The sequence below is a fragment of the Anaerolineales bacterium genome (genome assembly GCA_022866145.1).
Classification (GTDB): Bacteria; Chloroflexota; Anaerolineae; order Anaerolineales; family E44-bin32; genus PFL42.
The window spans coordinates 1-1,980 of sequence record JALHUE010000416.1 but is presented as its reverse complement, the minus strand read 5'-3'; the positions used below and the strand labels follow the sequence as shown (position 1 = coordinate 1,980).

At 63.8% G+C, this 1,980-nt stretch carries 2 protein-coding genes; both read left to right on the top strand.

From position 1 onward, the window contains the following. Positions 1–1,081: YfcC family protein (locus MUO23_12450; GenBank protein ID MCJ7513766.1), on the top strand; the 1,081-nt coding region annotated here is incomplete at its 5' end. A 45-nt stretch (positions 1,082–1,126) separates the two neighbouring features. Continuing rightward, positions 1,127–1,980 (top strand): ornithine carbamoyltransferase (gene argF, locus MUO23_12445; GenBank protein MCJ7513765.1); only part of this gene is annotated, 854 nt, incomplete at its 3' end.

Below are 1,980 nucleotides of genomic sequence, written 5' to 3'. Positions count from 1 at the left end.
GATCACGATCTTGATGGTCGTTTTCGCCGCCGGCGGCACGTCGTACGGCATGGCCGAGGAGTCGCTGGCTTTCTACCCCCTGATCATCGCCGCCCTGATCGCCGTCGGCTATGACGCCCTGACGGCGGTCTCGGTCATCCTGCTCGGCGCCGGGATCGGGGTCATCGGTTCGACCGTCAACCCGTTCGCCACCGGCATCGCCTCCGGCTTTGCCGGCATCCCGCTCACCGAAGGCATCGGCTACCGAATCGTAATCCTGGTCGTCGGCGTGATACTGGGGATCTGGTACGTCCGCCGCTACGCCTCCCGCGTACATGGGGACCCATCCAAATCGCTGGTCGCCGACATGAAGGAAGAGAACGACAAGTTCTTCATGCGCAGCAGGGAGAGTTCGGATGCCCCTGAGCTCACCGGACGGCGCAAGACGATCCTGGTGCTGTTCGGCCTGTCTTTCGTGGCGATGATCGTCGGCGTGATCCCGTGGGTGGATCTAGGTATCACCGCCATCGCTACCCGTTGGTGGTGGTTTGCCGAGCTGGCGGCGCTGTTCATGATCATGGGTATCGTCATCGGCCTGGTCGGCGGGCTGGGCGAGGAGGGCACGGTCAATGCCTTCATCGACGGCGCCCGCGATCTGCTGGGCGTTGCCCTGGTGGTCGGTCTGGCGCGCGGTATCTCGGTGGTCATGACCAATGGGCTGGTCATCGACACCGTGCTGTACTGGTGCGAGCAGGCCGTTGCAGGCCTGAGCTCGGTGGCCTTCATCAACGTCATGTTCCTGGTCTACCTGCCGCTGTCGTTCCTGATCCCGTCGTCCTCGGGGTTGGCGACGGTGACCATGCCGATCATGGCGCCGCTGGCGAGCTTTGCCGGCGTGCCGTCGCACCTGGTGGTCACTGCCTATCAGTCGTCCTCCGGGCTGCTCAACCTGTTCACCCCGACCTTCGCCGTCGTCACCGGCGCCCTGGCGATCGGACGGATCAACTTCGCCGTGTGGTGGCGCTTCGTTCTGCCCCTGGTAGCCATGCTGGCGGTGTTGATCATGATCGTGCTATCCGCCGGCGCCCTGCTGGGCGCCTAGATTGGGCGACGGGGCAGGCGATGCCCCGCGCCGGGAGGATGAGAGATGGCATTCAATCTGCGCAATCGCAATTTCCTTAAGGAACTTGACTTCACCAAGGAGGAGTTCGAATTCCTGCTCAAGCTTTCAGCCGACCTGAAGGCAGCCAAGTACGGCGGCTATGAGCAGCCGCGCCTGACGGGCAAGAACATCGCCCTGATCTTCGAGAAGACCTCCACCCGCACGCTCTGCTCCTTCGAGGTGGCCGCCTACGACCAGGGCGCCCACGTCACCTACCTGGGACCGACTGGCTCGCAGATCGGGCACAAGGAGTCGATGAAGGACACGGCCCGCGTCCTGGGACGGATGTACGACGGCATCGAGTACCGCGGCTTCGGGCAGGAACTGGTCGAGACCCTCGGACAGTTTGCCGGCGTGCCGGTGTGGAACGGCCTGACCGACAAGTTCCACCCGACGCAGATGGTGTGCGACATCCTGACGATGATGGAGCACAGCGACAAGCACCTGGAGGAAATCGCCTACTGTTACACCGGCGACTCGCACAACAACATGGGCAACTCGCTGATGATCACCGGCTGCCTGCTGGGGATGGACGTGCGCATCTGCGGGCCGAAGGCCCTGTGGCCGGAAGACGACCTGGTCGCCGCCGCCCGCAAGCTGGCGGCCGGCTCGGGGGCGCGCTTCACCCTGACCGACAACGTGGCCGAGGCGGTCAAGGGCGTCGACTACCTGTACACCGACGTCTGGGTCTCGATGGGCGAACCCAAGGAAGTCTGGGACGAGCGCATCAAGCTGCTCAAGGCCTATCAAGTCAACACCGACATGGTCAAGAAGACCGGCAACCCCAACGTCAAGTTCATGCACTGCCTGCCGGCCTTCCACAACCGCGAGACCAAGGT